This is a genomic window from Bacillus cereus group sp. BfR-BA-01379, from assembly GCF_022663605.1.
In the GTDB taxonomy this organism is placed as follows: domain Bacteria; phylum Bacillota; class Bacilli; order Bacillales; family Bacillaceae_G; genus Bacillus_A; species Bacillus_A mobilis.
Genome location: NZ_JAKUFT010000039.1, coordinates 32,031 through 49,364, shown reverse-complemented (window position 1 = coordinate 49,364; position 17,334 = coordinate 32,031). Strand labels below are relative to the sequence as shown.

Sequence of the window (17,334 nt, the reverse complement as noted above, 5' to 3'; positions counted from 1 at the left end):
TAAAAAAGACAATGATGGGTTAATTCCATCATTGTCTTTTTTTGCCGAATATATTACTTTTGTGTATAGCCAAGTAACAATGTAAATAAATTAAACTGTAAAGGCAATACTACATTCCTTCTTTTACAAAAAAGTGTATAAATACTGACGATACTTCGACAATTTCCTCGGAAATATTTCCTTTCTCCACATAATTTGATACACTACATGTGAACAGACACTTGTATTACATAAGCTAAAATAATAACTTACTGTACAAATTAAAAAGCACACTCTTCATATGAAGAATGTGCTTTTATGTTATTAACGTTTAATCCAAATAGCACCTGCGGATTTATCCTCTGCCTGTCCAACAACTTGGAATTTAAGTCCAAGGTTTGGAACTTTTCTTCCTGCATCAGCAATTTGTTTGTTACTATATACTTTTGAATCATCAAAAGTTGTAACACCTTGTAATCCAGAATAGTTAAACTGTCCACGTGTTAATGAATTTGCACTCCATGCTGGTGTTTGATCAAATGAAAATGCAGCATCTGCAATTTGCATACCTGTATTACCGTAAGTTGGTCTTCCGTTTAAATTGCCAACAAATGCTTCTGGATGAGAATCTACCACACCAAGGAATCCTTCACCTGGATGCACCCCAACCCAGTTATCTTTGAAGCTATCATCTGCATACCAAACGACAAGACCTGTATTATACACTGGACCTTTTCCTGCTTTTAATCCATTATCTGATCCCGCATAGTTTCTCCACTCTAAGTAGTAATAATGAGCTTTCTTTTCTGTCCCATCAGAAACAACAAAACCATTTAAATTCATTTTAGATTGTCCTTCTGCATCATCAGAAAATACAACTTGTCCATCAACAGTTACATTTACATTATCCATCGCAAAACCTTTATATGTTACAGCTGGATCTGTAATATAATCGAATTGCAGTTTCACTTTTTTCCCTTTAAATTGACTTAAATCATATGATTTATCAATCCATTTTCCACCTGTTGTATCTTTATCTTCTTGGACTATTTTTTCTCCGAGTCTATCAATTAATGTTTTCGTTCCATCTTCTGTTACTGCATGCACTTCGACAAAATCGCACTCTGCTTCTAACTCATAATTTGCTTTATAATCGAATTTCGCATTTGTTCCTTTTGTTAAATCAAAGAATGGTGTTTCTAATGTTGTATGCATATCATCACCTCTTGTACTATAATATGCATATTTCCCTAACTCCGGTTTAATCGTTTCAACACTTTTACCTGGTAAGTTAACACGTACAACGCCTGGACGATTGGATTTCGTAACACTTTGATCGATATATGTAGGAACTCCTACACCACGCTTAATTTTATCGTAATCTACTTCTAAAATTTTTGCCCAGTTGCCACCCATATTCTTTTGTAAGAAGTCTTTATTTTGTGGTGAGAAACTAGTTGGCTCTGTTCCTGCAATTTTCCCTGTCCAACTACCTCCACTCATTAATGACCAAGCTTCGACAGGTGAACCAGTTCCAGTATATTTCGTGTCATATTCATCTGGTAAGCCAAGGTCATGTCCAAATTCATGCGCAAATACACCTACTGCTCCATCTTCTGGTTCAATTGTGTAATCATGCGCCGCTACTTTTCCACCAAAGTAATCTACCTTTGATTTCGTACCTTCAACCGCTACTGGATCTATTGCTAATTTTGAACGATGTGACCAAATTGCATCATCACCTAATTTACCGCCACCAGCTTCTTGACCAACACCAGCATGGATTACCATTAAATGATCGATTACACCATCAGGTTCATTTTGATTTCCATCACCATTTGTATCATATCTATCGAATTGATCAAATTGAGATAAATCTAACCCTTTCTCAGCGGCTGCATGTAAAGCTTCTTTCACTAAATCACGTGCGCCTTTTGGTCCTTTATTATCGTGACCACTGCTACCATCAGCACCATAATCAGACGCTTTTCCTGGAACAGTTAGCCACTCCGTTACATATCCATCTGTCGTATAACTTCCACCAGACTGCTCTTCATAATATTGTTTAAATGTTTTTACTTTCGAACCATCAAATAACGTGTATGGTTCATTACCAAATAACATTTTTTGATAATGCTCTCTACTAAAGTCTTTCGAATACATATACCCTGGCGTTTGATCAATATTATTATGTTTATAATCACTAAATTCAACGAGTAATACTAATACTTTATCATTTCGAACCGGTCCATTATATGGCGCTTGCTTTGCTTTAGAAGTTGGAACTTGCCCATTCAATTGCTTTTTATTTGGTTCCGGTTTTTGTTCAGGACTAACATTTTTTTCAGGTTTCTTTACTTTCTCCTTTTCCTCCATTTTTTTCTCTTTTACTTTTTTCACGAAATCAGATGCCTCTTTAGCAGTATCCGCTGGAAGAATTTCTTTATTTGCCTGATCGCCTTGTTTCTTTTCAATATACTTTTCGACAGCTTTTTTCGTTTCTTCTTTAGATGATGCTGGATTAATTGTTCCTCTTTCTTTCAATGCTTCCGCTAAACGATCTTCTTGAATTAAATTGTAATCAATTGGTGTTGTAGATACATTTTCTTTCTCTTTTGCTGGCGTTTCTGCGTATGCTAGCGGAGTACTCATTACAGATGTACATCCGATAATTGCCGCAATTGCTAATGATGATAACACTTTAAATGGCGCTTTTCTTCTCATTCTATTTCTCTCCTTTTGTATATAAAACTTAAAATTCAGATAAATAAGTGCGTTTAAATCGAAATCCTACTTTCTGCCCTCCCTATATAAAAAGGCATAATTCTATAAACGTTAAGCTTTCTGTTATAGAATCATGCCCTCCAGTTTTCTGGTCAGACCCTCTATCTTCTTATATCAAAATATGAAAAATAAAGAGTGATTTGTATATATTAAATAGTTTATATAACAAATTTAAAAGACAATATGCAAAATTGCATGAAAATTCTTTTAAATAAAAAAGAACCCTAGTCAATTAAACTAGGATTCTTGATTTTCTATTATTTCTCTTGTGTTTTTTCCCAATCAGCTAAGAATTTTTCAATTCCTTGGTCTGTTAATGGGTGCTTCACTAATGAAGCAATTACGTTTGCTGGGATTGTTGCAATATGTGAACCGTTTAATGCTGCTTCAGTTACGTGAACACTGTGACGTACAGATGCTGCAATAATTTCTGTTTCAATGCCATGAATTGCAAAGATCTCTGCGATTTGGCGAATTAAGTCCATACCGTTATGGCCGATATCATCTAAGCGACCTAAGAATGGTGAAACGTATGTCGCACCAGCACGAGCTGCAAGTAATGCTTGAACTGCTGAGAATACTAATGTAACGTTTGTACGAATTCCTAAGTCAGAGAATGCTTTTACTGCTTTTAAACCTTCTGTTGTCATCGGAACCTTTACAACAACGTTTGGAGCAATTTTCGCTAATTCTTTTCCTTCTTCAATCATTTTATTAGCTTCTAAGCTAATTACTTCTGCACTTACAGGACCTTCTACAACGCTGCAGATTTCACGAATACGCTCGTGGAAATCTACACCTTCTTTTGCTACAAGTGATGGGTTTGTCGTTACTCCAGCTAATACGCCTAATGCATTTGCCTCTTTAATTTCGTTAATGTTTGCTGTATCAATAAAGAATTTCATTTGTTATTCTTCCTTCCTGGTTTTCATTTTATATTTATTTGTTTTTCTTAATAAGCTCTAATTCAATCGGAATAGATTTGTCCACTTTTTTACCTTGCGTGATCTCTTTTGCTGTTTGCATCGCCTTCTCCCCGATTAATTCCGGTTTTTGAGCAACTGTTGCAGCCATACGCCCATCTTTAACCGCCTTTACAGCATCTTCTGTTGCATCAAAACCAACAACGACTACATCTGTTTTTCCAGAAGACTTCAATGCTTCAAGTGCCCCTAATGCCATTTCATCGTTATGCGCAAACACGGCTTTAATATCACCATTTGCTTGCAAAATGTTTTCCATAACAGATAATCCTTTTGCTCTATCAAAATCAGCTGCTTGTTTTGCAACTACTTTTAAAGACTTATCCGCTACGTTATGGAATCCTTTCCCGCGCTCACGAGCAGCAGAAGAGCCAGGGATTCCTTCTAATTCAGCAACATTTGCTCCCTCGCCAACTAATTCACGAATGTAATCACTAGCCATTTGACCACCTTCAATATTATTAGAGGCAATGTGAGAAACAACTTTACCTGAATTTGCAACGCGGTCTACAGTAATAACAGGGACATTTGCTGCATTTGCCGCACTTACTGCTGAAGCAACAGCATCTGAATCAGTTGGATTAATAACAACTACATCGACACCTTTTTGAATTAAATCTTCAACATCATTTGTTTGCTTTGCTGCATCATTTTGCGCATCAACAGCAATCAATTCAATGCCGCTTTCTTTCGCTGTCTTTTCTGCCCCTTTTTTCAAAGTCACAAAAAATGGATTGTTTAAAGTTGAAACAGAGAATCCAACTTTAATAGTTTTATTTCGACCTTTATCGCTAGAATCCTTTGCCCATTCTGGTGGTTCCATTGAACAACCAGCAGTAATGACCATAATACATGCAACGAGTATAAGTAACCATTTCTTCATGAACTTTCCCTCCATTACGCTTCTTTTCGACGATCAATTAATACAGCTAGTAAGATTACAAGCCCTTTTACAACTTGTTGGAAGAAAGAAGATACACCTAATAAATTTAAACCGTTATTTAGTACACCGATAATGAGTACACCGATGAATGTACCAACAATCCATCCTCTTCCCCCAGAAAGACTTGTTCCACCTAATACAACTGCTGCAATTGCATCTAATTCGTAAGAAGTACCTGCAGTTGGCTGTGCAGAATCTAGTCGTGATGTTAAGACAATACCTGCAAGCGCTGCCAAAATTCCGGAAAGACCATAAATCATTACTTTAATTCTCGTAACATTAATACCTGATAGTGCTGCTGCTTCTTCATTTCCACCAATTGCAAATGTACGGCGACCAAATGTCGTTTTCTTCAAAATGAAGTACAGTACTGCGAAAGCGATCATCATTGTAACAGCTGGTACCGGAATACCGAGAAAATAACCACGTCCAAACATTTGGAACATTAAATGATCACCAAGACCAGTGATCGGACGTCCGTCCATATAAACAAGCGTCAACCCACGAAAAATAGTCATTGTTGCTAACGTCGCAATAAATGGAGCTACTTTTCCCTTCGCAATAATGATACCGTTTACAATCCCCATTATAAGACCAGCCACTAATCCAACTGCCATTGCAAGAAACGGGTCCATGCCACTTGCCATCATTCCAGCAACAAGTGCACTTGATAATGCTAAAATAGAACCTACCGATAAGTCAATACCCCCTGTTAAAATTACAAAGGTCATTCCGAATGCAATAAGCGCATTAATCGATACTTGACGCAGTATATTAAATAAATTTGGAATTTCAATAAATGCTGGATTTAAAGCTGTAATTACGACGATAATTAATACTAAACCGATTAAAGAACCGAGTTGCTGTAATACATTCCCCTTCTTAGCCATTCTTACTCTCCCCCTGTAGCTAGTGCCATAATAGACTCTTGTGATGCCCCATCTTTCTCTAAAATGCCTCCGACTTTTCCTTCATGAATGACAAGAACGCGATCACTCATTCCTAAAACTTCTGGAAGCTCAGATGATACCATAATAACGGCATCGCCTTGCTCAGTAAGCTTATTCATAATAGAGTAAATTTCTTTTTTCGCTCCAACATCTACACCCCTTGTGGGCTCATCTAAAATGAGTAACTGCGGGTGGATACCTAGCCATTTTGCAATAACAACCTTTTGCTGATTTCCACCAGAAAGAGATTTCACTGCTTGCTCTCCACTAGATGCTTTCACATTAAGTAGCTTCATCATATCCGCTGTAAACTGTTGTTCTAATTCGTTACTTAAGACATTTCCCTTTGAAAGACTCTCTAAATTCGGTAAAGCTAAATTTTCTCGAATTGAGAAATCTAACACTAACCCTTCAGATTTTCTATCCTCTGTAATAAAGGCTATTCTTTGTCTAATCGCATCTATCGGACTATCAATCTTTACTTCTTGTCCACTTATAAAAATTTGGCCAGAATCTAACGGTTCGTATCCAAATATCGCTTTCATAATATCTGTACGGCCAGCTCCCATCAAGCCAGCAACACCAAGGATTTCACCTTTTCTAACTTGAAACGAAACATTTTCAAACTTCCCTTTTTTCGTTCCATTACGCATTTCAAAAATAACATCGCCAATTTGACTATTTCGTTCTGGGTAACGTTCACCAATGCTGCGCCCCACCATCATACTCACTACTTCATCAAACGATGTTTCCGGAATCAATCTCTTTCCGACATATTCCCCATCACGTAAAATCGTAATGGCATCACATATTGAAAAAATTTCTTCCATTCGGTGTGAGATATAAACGAACGAAACGCCTTCTTTACGTAATTTATTAATGACAGTAAACAACGTTTCAATTTCACGATCTGTTAATGCAGCTGTAGGTTCATCCATAATAATAACGCTCGCGTTTGTCATTAACGCTTTCGCAATTTCGATAATTTGCTGTTGTCCAACCGATAACTCTCCTGCCAACATACCGCCTTTTACATGTAACCCTAACTCCGTTAGTTGCTGCTGCGCAATCGCGTTCATTTGACGCGTACGTAAAATACCTGTCTTCCCATACATTAACTCTTTACCGAGAAACATATTTTCAGCTACTGTTAAGTTCGATAATATGTTCAATTCTTGATGTATAAATGCAATACCGTACTCTTCAGCTTCTTTCGCATTTTTAAAAGTTCGTTCTTGTCCATCAATCGTGATTGTTCCACCATCTTTTTTGTATACACCTGTTAAAATCTTCATGAGCGTTGATTTACCCGCTCCATTTTCCCCCATCAATGCATGAACTTCTCCTGTTTCAATCATAAACTGTGCATTCTTCAAAACAGGATTGCCATTGAACGCCTTTGAAATATTTTTCATTTCAATACGCATTCCCATCACTTCCCTTTATTAAAAAATCACGCCTGCATGTAAAATTACATTGGCATAAGGAGTAGCCTCTCCTGTACGAATAATCGCCTTCGCTTTCTTCGTATGCTCTTTAAATTGTTCATGAGATACATATTCAAATGCTGGCTCTATTAGTTTCAGCTCGATCTCTTTATTTACTTCCACATTATTATTAATGACTTCTTCTGCTAACGTCACTTTTTCAATTGCCATATCATCAGCTACCACTTGCAATACGTCTAAAAAGCTAGGTTTTCCAATCTCAACTGCTAAATCAATTCGTTTTACTCCGTCTGGAATTGGTAACCCGCAGTCTGCGATTACAATTGTATCTGTATGCCCAAGTGAAGCAAGGACTGATGCAATCTCACTGTTTAATACACCGTGCTTTTTCATCCGACAATCACCTGCACTTCACGTACTTTATCTCTCGTTGGCATACCGCCTTGTGCCCCAAGCTTCGTTACAGAAAGGCCACCAGCAATATTCGCAAAACGAATTGCTTTTTGAAGTGCTTCTCCTTCAGAAAGTGCAACTGCTAATGCACCATTGAATGTATCACCAGCTCCAGTCGTATCTACTACATCAACAGCAATGCTAGGAACATGTACAATCTCCGTACCATTATGGAAACGAACACCGTTAGAACCTTCTGTCATCAATAGTTTATTTGGATATTTAGCCAGTAAATCTTCAATTGGTGATGTGAAATCATCTAATACGATGCGACACTCATGTTCATTTGGCGTAATATAAGTTGCCTTTTCTAAAATATCTTCTGATAACACTTGTGCTGGTGCTGGATTTAACATAACTGGGATTTTGTGTTCCTCACAAATGGCCAATACATATTTTACTGTTTCAAGTGGAATCTCTAGTTGAAGAACAACCATATCTGCTTTTATAAGAAGATCTTTTGAACGATCTACAATCGACTCATTTACAAGAGCATTCGCCCCTTGCACGACAACAATACTGTTATCCTCTTCTGCTAAAACGATATGAGCAATTCCTGTTGCCGCATCTGTAACCGGTACCACATAGTCGATAAAAACACGTTCGTTCTCCAAATTTTTCCTAACTACAGTTCCATAATTATCGTTTCCTACCGCGCCAACCATCGCTACATTTGCGCCTAATCTAGCCGCAGCCACTGCTTGGTTGGCTCCTTTCCCTCCTGGGATTGTATGAAATGCTTCACCAATTACTGTTTCTCCTGCTTTTGGACGTTTTGTTGATACAGCCACTAAGTCCATTGAAATACTACCTACTACTGCAATATTTGGCACCTGTTTCATCTCCTTACTTCGTTGTATTTCGTTCTATAATTTCAATCGGTAAACGATAGTGTTTCTCTTCTAATACGTTTCCTTCCATCTGCTCTAACAACAGCTCTGTTGCAATTTTCCCCATCTCATAAATTGGCTGTGCAACCGTTGTAATAGATGGATACATTATTTCGGTTAAAGAAATTCCATCGAATCCGATAATTTGTAAATCATCTGGAATAGAAATCCCCTTTTGAAGTGCAGCCTTTACAATACCTATTGCAATTAAATCATTTCCAGCAACAATTCCATCAATATGTGGGTATTTTTCTAATAATTCCACCGCTACACGCTCACTATTAGCTGGATCAAATGTACTCTCTGCAATCATATAAGAAAGATTATTTTGCGTAATAACGTCTACAAAGCCTTCAAAACGTTCATTAGCAGTGCTTATGTCACGCGGTCCACGAATATGCGCAATATGTTTACAACCTTTATTTATTAATAACTTTGTCGCTGCCTGACTCCCTGCATAGTTATCTGCATATACAGTAGGTATACGCTCATTAAACATACGGTCAATTGCAACAACTGGAACAGACAACTTCATGTAATTAACACTATTTTGTGGATTTGTTGCTACAATAAATCCATCCACATTATTTTGCCTAAGTACATCAATATATTGCTTTTCTTTCTCTAAACTCTCATCAGAGTTACAAAGGACAACTGTGTATCCTTCCTTATGTGCTACATCTTCTACGGCACGTGCAACTTCTGGAAAGAATGGATTCACGATATTTGGAACAACTAAGCCAATTAAACGAGATTTTTTATTATACAGTGAACGCGCTACGGTACTAGGTTTATAATCTAGCATCTCAATTGCTCGCTCTACTTTCTTTAATGTATCTTCATGAACATATCCATTTTTATTTAACACTCTGGAAACGGTCGCAACAGATACTCCCGCTAATTTTGCAACGTCTTTAATCGTACTCATTCTCTTCCCTCTCCATTTCGTGTAACCGTTTACAGAAAATAATATAACGCATTTCTAGAAATACGTCAATCATTTCTCACGAAAAAAGCTTTTAAGGTTATACTCAAAAAAAGCACCGCCATAAGGCGATGCTTTTTCATTACGAATATGATACAGTTTGTTCTTTTTCCTCTGCAGCTGGCTCTTCAGTACCTTTTTTACGATCTGATAGTTTAATCTTCTGTAAGAAAATCGTAAAGATGGCACCTACCACGATAAATACTAATCCTGTTAAGAATACAGTATGAAGTGAGTCTACTAATGAGTTTTTCAGAATTGGTACAATGCTGTTAGCGAATGCTTCTGGCATTTGTTTTAATGCCTCTGGACTAAATAGCATCGAGTATAAACCTTGTGGGTCTGTATGAATCATATCTTTGAATTTCGTTACCATTTGTCCCGCTTCTTTAGGGAATGTATCTAATACAGGTACTAAATTCTTTGTTAACGTTGTACCTGAAGTGTTATTCATAATTGATCCTAAAATTGTAATACCAAATGTTCCACCGATTTGACGGAAGAACTGACTTGATGATGTTACAACACCAAGATCTTTTTTCGGGAAACTTTCTTGTAACGCTAATGTTAATGTTGGCATTACAAGACCCATTCCTAAACCGATAACCATCATATAAGAAGTGGCAGTTAATTTAGTTGTGTGCATATCCATCGTTGTTAATAACCAGAAACCACCAGCCATAATAAGCATTCCTGTAATAATTTGCGGTTTTACACCAACTTTTAATACAAGTTGCCCACCGATAATACTCATCACAATCATAGTAATCATCATTGGCGTCATGATTGTTCCGGATTCAGCAGCACTTACTCCTACAATTCCTTGCATGAAGAATGGTACGAACATAATCGCACCGAACATTCCGATACTCATAAAGAATCCAATCGCATTCAGTAATGTAAACGTGCGATTTTTAAAGAAATGCATCGGTAAAATCGGTTCTTCTGCTTTTGTTTCAACGATAATAAAGCTAACAATACCAATTAGAGCTAATGCAAATAACCCGATAATTTGCCAAGAATCCCATGGGTAATCTTTCCCGCCAAACGTTAATGCAAGTAGTAAACTTACAACACCGAGAATCATCGTAAAGATCCCAGCAATATCAATTTTAATCGGTCCTGTTTGTTTATGTGATTTTAATCCCATTGCAATAAAGATTGTTGCTAAAATACCAACCGGTAAGTTAATGTAGAATACCCATCTCCAGTTCACTGCGTCTACAATCCAACCACCCACTTGTGGTCCAATTACAGAAGCAAGACCGTATAACGCACCAAAAATACCTTGCCATTTCGCACGTTCTTTTCCCGTGAACATATCTCCGATAATAATCATAGCCATTGGCATCATAATACCGCCACCAAGACCTTGAATACCACGGAAAATAATTAATTCTGTCATACCATTTGCCATACCACATAACGCTGAGCCAACCATAAAGATAACTAGCCCTGTTATATATACGTTACGACGGCCAAGTAAATCCGCTAATTTACCTGCAATTGGTACAACTGTTGTTGATGTTAACATATAAGCTGTTGTTAACCATGTCATTAAGCTTAATCCGCCTAGTTCACCGACGATACGCGGCATTGCTGTACCAACGATTGTTCCATCTAATGCAGCAAATAGCATCGCGATTATTAAACCGATTAACAGCAACTTTCTATTTATGTTTTCTTGTTGCTCCATGTAATCTCCTCAATTCCTCTTAGTTATTCTCTTTTTTCTCTTGTGTCCCGCAAATAATTGTTTCTAACTTCTCAAAGAGGCGTAACAAATCTTCTCTTTCTTGTAATTCTAAATGTGAGAAATATTTTGCAATGTGCTCATTACGAGCGATCATTGCCTCTTCTACTCTAGCTTTCCCCTTTTTTGTTAACTCAATGATGACAACACGACGGTCATCTTTGTCGTGATAGCGTTCTACAAGCTCTTGATCAATTAGGCGATCAATCATGACTGTAATTGCACTAGGCTTTACATACATCTTTTTCGCTAATTTTGTCGCTCTTGAAGCACCGTAATGATCTAAAATCTTTAAAATATAAAACTGCGGTGGTGTAAGTCCTGTTGCTTGCATTTGTTCTAATAACTCCGTCTGCATTTTCTTTCCAATCGAAAAGGCAAGAGCTTGAATTTTATCGATATGCGTCATATCATTTGGCATGTTATCCACCTCTTATTTAAGCAATAAAATATTTAATGTATTTAAATATTAATCCCACGAATAAAATTCGTCAACACTTTTTATTTATAAAAACGTTTACATTTCTGTCACAAAGTTGTATAATTTTCGACGAAGTTAATATTGACAGTCACGGAGAATCGGAGTATACGGCTATGAATCATAAAAAAGGAAACTTTTTTATATTTCATGGCCTTTTTATATTCTCTCAGACTTACAACATTTCGAATTCATTAGGGGAGGATTTTCATTTTATGTTTTTCACACAATTATTTAAACCTGCACCCCACGCGGAACGCTTACCAGCTGATCGCGTTGATAGCGAATACCGTAAATTACGTTTACAAGTATTCTTAGGTATCTTCATCGGCTATGCAGGTTACTACTTTGTTCGAAAAAACTTTTCACTAGCAATGCCATACTTAATCGAACAAGGCTTTAGCAAAGGGGAACTTGGGGTTATCCTTTCAGCAGTTTCTATCGCTTACGGATTAAGTAAATTTCTTATGGGTATCGTATCCGACCGTTGTAATCCTCGCTACTTTTTAGCAGCTGGGCTATTTTTATCAGGTATCATTAATATTATTTTCGGCTCATTTTCTTTCATTACAACGAGCATTATACTTATGTTTGTCCTTCAGTTTTTAAATGGATGGGTACAAGGTATGGGATGGCCTCCTTGTGGTCGTACGATGGTTCACTGGTTCTCTATTAGTGAACGTGGTACAAAAATGTCTATTTGGAACGTTGCTCATAATGTCGGTGGCGCACTAATGCCTTCTCTTGTGACATTAGGCTTATACTTCTTCGCAAATGACTGGAAGAGTATTTTTTACTTCCCAGGTATTCTTTCAATTTTAGTTGGTATTTATGTATTAATTACGATGAGAGATACACCTCAATCTTGTGGATTACCTTCTATTGAAGAACATACTGGAGAATATCCATCAGATGAAAAAGTAAAAGATCGAGAACGCGAACTTTCAGTAAAAGAAATTTTATTTAAATACGTACTAAACAATAAATTTTTATGGTACATCGCTATCGCGAACGTTTTCGTTTATTTCGTACGTTACGGCGTTGTAGACTGGGCTCCTACTTATTTAGTAGAGGAAAAAAGTTTCACTCATAGTAGCTCTCGTACAGCTTACGCTCTATACGAATGGGCTGGTATTCCAGGTACACTTCTTTGCGGATGGATGAGTGATAAACTGTTTAAAGGACGCCGCGCACCTGCTGGTATTTTATTTATGGTTGGTGTATTTATCGCCGTTCTTGTTTACTGGCTAAACCCTCCTGGTAATCCAATGGTTGATAGTATCGCACTTGTCGCGATTGGATTTTTAATTTACGGACCTGTTATGTTAATCGGTCTACACGCACTAGACTTAGCACCAAAAAAAGCTGCTGGAACTGCCGCTGGTTTAACTGGTTTCTTCGGTTACCTAGGTGGAGCTACTTTTGCTAGCGCAGCTATGGGCTTTATCGTTGATGCATTCGGATGGGATGGCGGATTCATCTTATTACTTGTATCTTGTGTACTTGCAATGTTCTTCCTTGCTCTTACTTTAAAGACAGGATCTGCAAAACCAAAACAAGCTTAAGTACTAATATTATTCTTATCAAAAAAAGAGAGACTGTTCTTTCCAGAACACCTCTCTTTTTTCTACATATAAATCTTTTTTCTTACAAAAGATTTATTCTCCTCTTTTTATATGTTAGCGTTTTCAAATTACTTTAACACCTTATATAACAGCATTCAATCTCTGTATAAAAAGATTTTTGAATATTTTCTCAACTTACACTTGTCAAACATTGTCATTTTATATTAAAATAACAACAACATACAAAATATTTAGTCTTTTCTGAAAAGATGGAGGGATAGCCATGAAGAATCCACTTCTTCGCATTGAAAACTTACAGACTTCCTTTCGCATACAAGATCACTATCATGCCGCAGTTGATGATGTTTCGTTAACTGTCCATGAAAATGAAATTGTCGCGATCGTTGGTGAATCAGGTTGCGGAAAAAGTGCACTTGCCCTTTCTATTATGCGACTGCATAATGAAGCAAATACAAAATTACAAGGGCAGCTTAACTATAGAGATAAGGATCTACTAACTATGTCAGCCGCAGAGATGAATAAAGTACGCGGATCAAACATCGGTATGATTTTCCAAGAACCTCTTACAGCACTCGATCCTCTTATGACAGTTGGAAAACAAATCGAAGAAAACTTAGACTACCACACAAGCCTTTCAAAAGTTGAAAAGAAAGAACGCACCTTAGAACTACTCCATCAAGTTGGTATTCCAAAACCAGAACTTACATATAAACAATACCCACATGAATTATCTGGCGGAATGAGACAAAGAATTGTTATCGCAATTGCAATTGCTTGTAACCCAGCACTCATTATTGCTGATGAGCCAACAACGGCTCTTGACGTAACCATCCAAGCACAAATTTTAGACTTACTAAAATCTATTCAAGAACAAACGAAAATGGGCATCATTTTAATTACCCATGATTTAAGTGTTGTCGCAGAAACAGCCGATCGTATCGTCGTTATGTACGCCGGACAAGTTGTAGAAACAGGAAAAGTTGAAGAGATTTTTAATAACCCTCTTCACCCATATACTCGTTCTCTATTAAACTCCATTCCATCTGCGTATGCTGAAAAAGAAAAATTGCATGTAATTCAAGGGGTGGTTCCTTCGTTAGCGAAGCTTCCTCGCACAGGTTGTCGCTTCCAAGCTCGAATTCCATGGATTAGACCTGATCAGCACGAGGAAAATCCAATTTTACATGAAGTAAAGCCAGACCATTGGGTGCGTTGTACTTGCTACAAGCATTTCAACTTCCAAGATAAGAAAGGAGATGACGTAACTCATGGCACTGCTTAAAGTAGAAGATTTAAAAGTACATTTCCCAATTAAAGGTGGTTTCTTCGGCCGCACATTAGATTACGTGCGTGCTGTCGATGGTGTAAGTTTTGAATTACAACCAGGTGAAACATATGGGATCGTTGGTGAATCAGGAAGTGGCAAATCAACAACGGGTAAAGCAATTATGCATTTAACGAAAGCAACAGAGGGTAGCATTCATTTTAATAATAGGGATTTAACAAAGTTAAGTCGCTCTGAGCTACGTGAACAACGAAAAGATATTCAAATGATTTTCCAAGATCCGTATTCATCATTAAATCCGAAGAAACGTGTTCTCGACATTATTGCTGAGCCTCTTCGAAATTTTGAGAAGCTCTCACCTGATGAAGAACGTAGAGCAGTTCAAGAATATCTTGATAAAGTTGGTCTAAATCCAGAGTCAATTTATAAATATCCACATGAATTTTCCGGTGGGCAAAGGCAGCGGATTGGTATTGCACGCGCTCTTACATTAAAACCGAAGCTTATTATCGCTGATGAACCTGTATCAGCACTGGATGTTTCTGTACAAGCTCAAGTATTAAACTTCTTACAAGATTTACAAGCTGAGCTCGGACTAACATACTTATTCATTAGTCATGATTTAGGTGTAATTCGTCATATGTGTGACCGTATCGGTGTTATGTATCGCGGACGCATCGTCGAAGAAGCAACTAGTGCAGAAATTTATAGTAATCCGCAACATATTTATACGAAGCGCCTAATATCAGCAATTCCTGATATTCGTCCTGAAAACAGAGAGAGACAGCGTAAGCTCCGTCAACAAGTAAGCTCTGAATACGAGAAATCATACGAAAATTATTTCAATGAACACGGTCGGGCTTATGACTTAAAAGCAATCTCGCCAACGCACCGGGTGGCATTACCATAAGGGAGTGATAAAACATGTGGAAGTTTATATTACGGAGATTTTTAGTAATGATCCCGCAATTATTCGTGTTAAGTGTACTTGTCTTTCTACTAGCTAAGGCAATGCCAGGCGATGCCTTAACCGGCAGAGCGATGAATCCAAAAGCGGATCCAAAAGTGATTGAAGAACAACGTGAAAAGCTTGGATTAAATGACCCAGTTGCAACACAATATGTTCGCTGGATTAAAAATGCCGTCCAAGGTGACTTCGGTATTTCCTATGCACATAAAATGAAAGTAACCGATTTAATTGGAGAACGACTTGGAAATACAGTATCTTTAGCACTTGTCATTCTTATTCTTACTTATTTAATTGCCATACCACTAGGAGTTATAAGTGGGCGGTGGAATGATACATGGGCTGATCGACTCATTACCATTTACAACTATCTAGGATTTGCTACACCGCTATTTATATTTGCATTAATTATGCTCTTCCTATTCGGATTTAAGTTTGCAATATTCCCAACCGGTGGTAGCGTCGATCCTCAAGTTGCAACAGGTACATTTGCTTACTATTTAAGCAAATTGAATCACCTTCTATTACCAGCTTTATCCGGCGCATTAATTGCAACAGTTGGTACAGTTCAATATTTACGAAGCGAAATTATCGATACGAAACATAAAGATTTTGTTCGTACAGTAAGAGCAAAAGGTGTTCCAGAATCAAAAATCTATTCTAGACATATTTTACGAAATTCATTCTTACCAATTGCAGCCTTCTTAGGTTATGAAATTACAGGATTGGTTGGCGGTGCCATCTTCTTAGAAAGTATTTTTAGCTACCCAGGAATTGGACAGCTATTTATACAATCTATCTCTCAACGCGATTTTAGTGTAATAACTGCACTCGTTATGTTTACTGGATTTGCAACGTTACTTGGAACTCTCCTTTCAGATATTATTCTAAGCATCGTCGATCCACGTATTCGTATTGATTAAAGAAAGGAGCAGACGTTATGTTAGCAAACCCTGAAAAACAAACTGAAGTTGTTCATTACGAAAAAAGCCCTTCTGGTTTCTCTATTATGTGGCGAGAACTTCGTAAAGATAAATTAGCAATGTTTTCACTTATTTTCCTAGCAATCTTATTACTAGCAGTCTACGCAACATCTTTTATTATGAAACAAGAAGATATTGTACGAGTTGATTTATTCGCTATTTATGCTCCTCCCTCTGCTGAACATTGGTTAGGAACAGATTACGGAGGACGCGATATTTTCGGCCAACTTATTATTGGTACACGTAACTCATTTACAATTGGATTAGCAATTACTATTCTTTCTTGTTTAATTGGCCTTTCGATTGGATTAATTGCCGGTTATTTTGGAGGAGCTATTGATAATATCATTATGCGCATTATCGACTTTGTTATGGTTTTACCATTTTTAATGCTTGTAATTGTATTTATTACACTTGTTCCTACATTCAATATCTTTACTTTCATTTTAATTATGAGCGTGTTCTTATGGACAGGAAAGGCAAGATTAATTCGCTCAAAAGTATTAACTGAAAAAGAACTAGATTATGTCTCTGCATCTAAAACTTTAGGAACACCAAACTGGAAAATCATCCTTTTCCAAGTACTACCTAACTTAAGTTCCATTATCATTGTTAGTATTACATTAAACCTTGCTGGAAACATCGGTATTGAATCTGGTCTAACTTTCTTAGGATTTGGTCTACCAGAAAGTACACCAAGCCTTGGTACACTTGTTAGTTATGCTAGAAATCCAGATGTATTACAAGAGAAATGGTGGATTTGGTTACCCGCATCAGTCATGATTTTAACATTGATGCTGTGTATAAATTTTATTGGTCAAGCGCTACGCCGTTCGGCCGACGCAAGACAAAGAAAAGGATAAGGGG

At 37.2% G+C, this 17,334-nt stretch carries 15 protein-coding genes; 5 read left to right on the top strand and 10 right to left on the bottom strand.

What is annotated here, in order from left to right; all coding sequences use genetic code 11:
• Positions 1-303: 303 nt before the first annotated feature.
• From inhA2 to MR113_RS15980, 10 genes are all read right to left on the bottom strand, one after another.
• Positions 304-2,703, bottom strand: a complete 2,400-nt coding sequence (gene inhA2 / locus MR113_RS16025; RefSeq protein WP_242255455.1) for a M6 family metalloprotease immune inhibitor InhA2 — start codon at positions 2,701-2,703, stop codon at positions 304-306.
• A gap of 317 nt (positions 2,704-3,020) precedes the next feature.
• Positions 3,021-3,668: a fructose-6-phosphate aldolase gene (gene fsa, locus MR113_RS16020; RefSeq protein ID WP_000667665.1), complete on the bottom strand. Its 648-nt coding sequence runs from the start codon at positions 3,666-3,668 to the stop codon at positions 3,021-3,023.
• 34 nt (positions 3,669-3,702) lie between these two features.
• Positions 3,703-4,629: a ribose ABC transporter substrate-binding protein RbsB gene (rbsB, locus tag MR113_RS16015; protein WP_242255453.1), complete on the bottom strand. Its 927-nt coding sequence runs from the start codon at positions 4,627-4,629 to the stop codon at positions 3,703-3,705.
• 14 nt (positions 4,630-4,643) lie between these two features.
• The gene (locus MR113_RS16010; RefSeq protein WP_061676340.1) at positions 4,644-5,579 is read right to left on the bottom strand and encodes an ABC transporter permease subunit; all 936 of its coding nucleotides are present in this window, start codon (positions 5,577-5,579) and stop codon (positions 4,644-4,646) included.
• A 2-nt stretch (positions 5,580-5,581) separates the two neighbouring features.
• Complete coding sequence (rbsA, locus tag MR113_RS16005; protein ID WP_242255451.1) at positions 5,582-7,066, bottom strand: ribose ABC transporter ATP-binding protein RbsA; 1,485 nt, start codon at positions 7,064-7,066, stop codon at positions 5,582-5,584.
• An 18-nt stretch (positions 7,067-7,084) separates the two neighbouring features.
• Entirely contained in the window at positions 7,085-7,480 is a 396-nt protein-coding gene (gene rbsD, locus MR113_RS16000) for a D-ribose pyranase (protein ID WP_063261562.1), read from the bottom strand.
• Positions 7,477-8,373, bottom strand: a complete 897-nt coding sequence (gene rbsK / locus MR113_RS15995) for a ribokinase (protein WP_242255450.1) — start codon at positions 8,371-8,373, stop codon at positions 7,477-7,479. The genes rbsD and rbsK overlap by 4 nt, the downstream gene beginning before the upstream one ends.
• Positions 8,374-8,386: 13 nt before the next feature.
• On the bottom strand, positions 8,387-9,358 hold the full coding sequence (rbsR, locus tag MR113_RS15990; RefSeq protein ID WP_242255449.1) for a ribose operon transcriptional repressor RbsR: 972 nt from the start codon (positions 9,356-9,358) through the stop codon (positions 8,387-8,389).
• A gap of 139 nt (positions 9,359-9,497) precedes the next feature.
• On the bottom strand, positions 9,498-11,111 hold the full coding sequence (locus MR113_RS15985; RefSeq protein WP_242255448.1) for an MDR family MFS transporter: 1,614 nt from the start codon (positions 11,109-11,111) through the stop codon (positions 9,498-9,500).
• 19 nt (positions 11,112-11,130) lie between these two features.
• On the bottom strand, positions 11,131-11,589 hold the full coding sequence (locus MR113_RS15980; protein ID WP_078419432.1) for a MarR family winged helix-turn-helix transcriptional regulator: 459 nt from the start codon (positions 11,587-11,589) through the stop codon (positions 11,131-11,133).
• A 272-nt stretch (positions 11,590-11,861) separates the two neighbouring features.
• Here MR113_RS15980 and glpT point away from each other — a divergent pair, with 272 nt between their 5' ends.
• The 5 genes from glpT to MR113_RS15955 all read left to right on the top strand — a co-directional run bounded on the left by glpT (position 11,862) and on the right by MR113_RS15955 (position 17,330).
• Entirely contained in the window at positions 11,862-13,211 is a 1,350-nt protein-coding gene (glpT, locus tag MR113_RS15975; RefSeq protein ID WP_088061884.1) for a glycerol-3-phosphate transporter, read from the top strand.
• A 283-nt stretch (positions 13,212-13,494) separates the two neighbouring features.
• Positions 13,495-14,514 (top strand): ABC transporter ATP-binding protein, encoded by a 1,020-nt coding sequence (locus MR113_RS15970; RefSeq protein WP_242255447.1) that lies wholly within the window; start codon positions 13,495-13,497, stop codon positions 14,512-14,514.
• On the top strand, positions 14,501-15,427 hold the full coding sequence (locus MR113_RS15965) for an ABC transporter ATP-binding protein (RefSeq protein WP_242255446.1): 927 nt from the start codon (positions 14,501-14,503) through the stop codon (positions 15,425-15,427). The genes MR113_RS15970 and MR113_RS15965 overlap by 14 nt, the downstream gene beginning before the upstream one ends.
• A gap of 14 nt (positions 15,428-15,441) precedes the next feature.
• Positions 15,442-16,407: an oligopeptide ABC transporter permease gene (opp4B, locus tag MR113_RS15960; protein ID WP_098254745.1), complete on the top strand. Its 966-nt coding sequence runs from the start codon at positions 15,442-15,444 to the stop codon at positions 16,405-16,407.
• A 17-nt stretch (positions 16,408-16,424) separates the two neighbouring features.
• A complete protein-coding gene (locus MR113_RS15955; RefSeq protein ID WP_242255445.1) occupies positions 16,425-17,330 on the top strand; it encodes an ABC transporter permease in 906 nt (301 codons plus the stop codon).
• Positions 17,331-17,334: the final 4 nt, after the last annotated feature.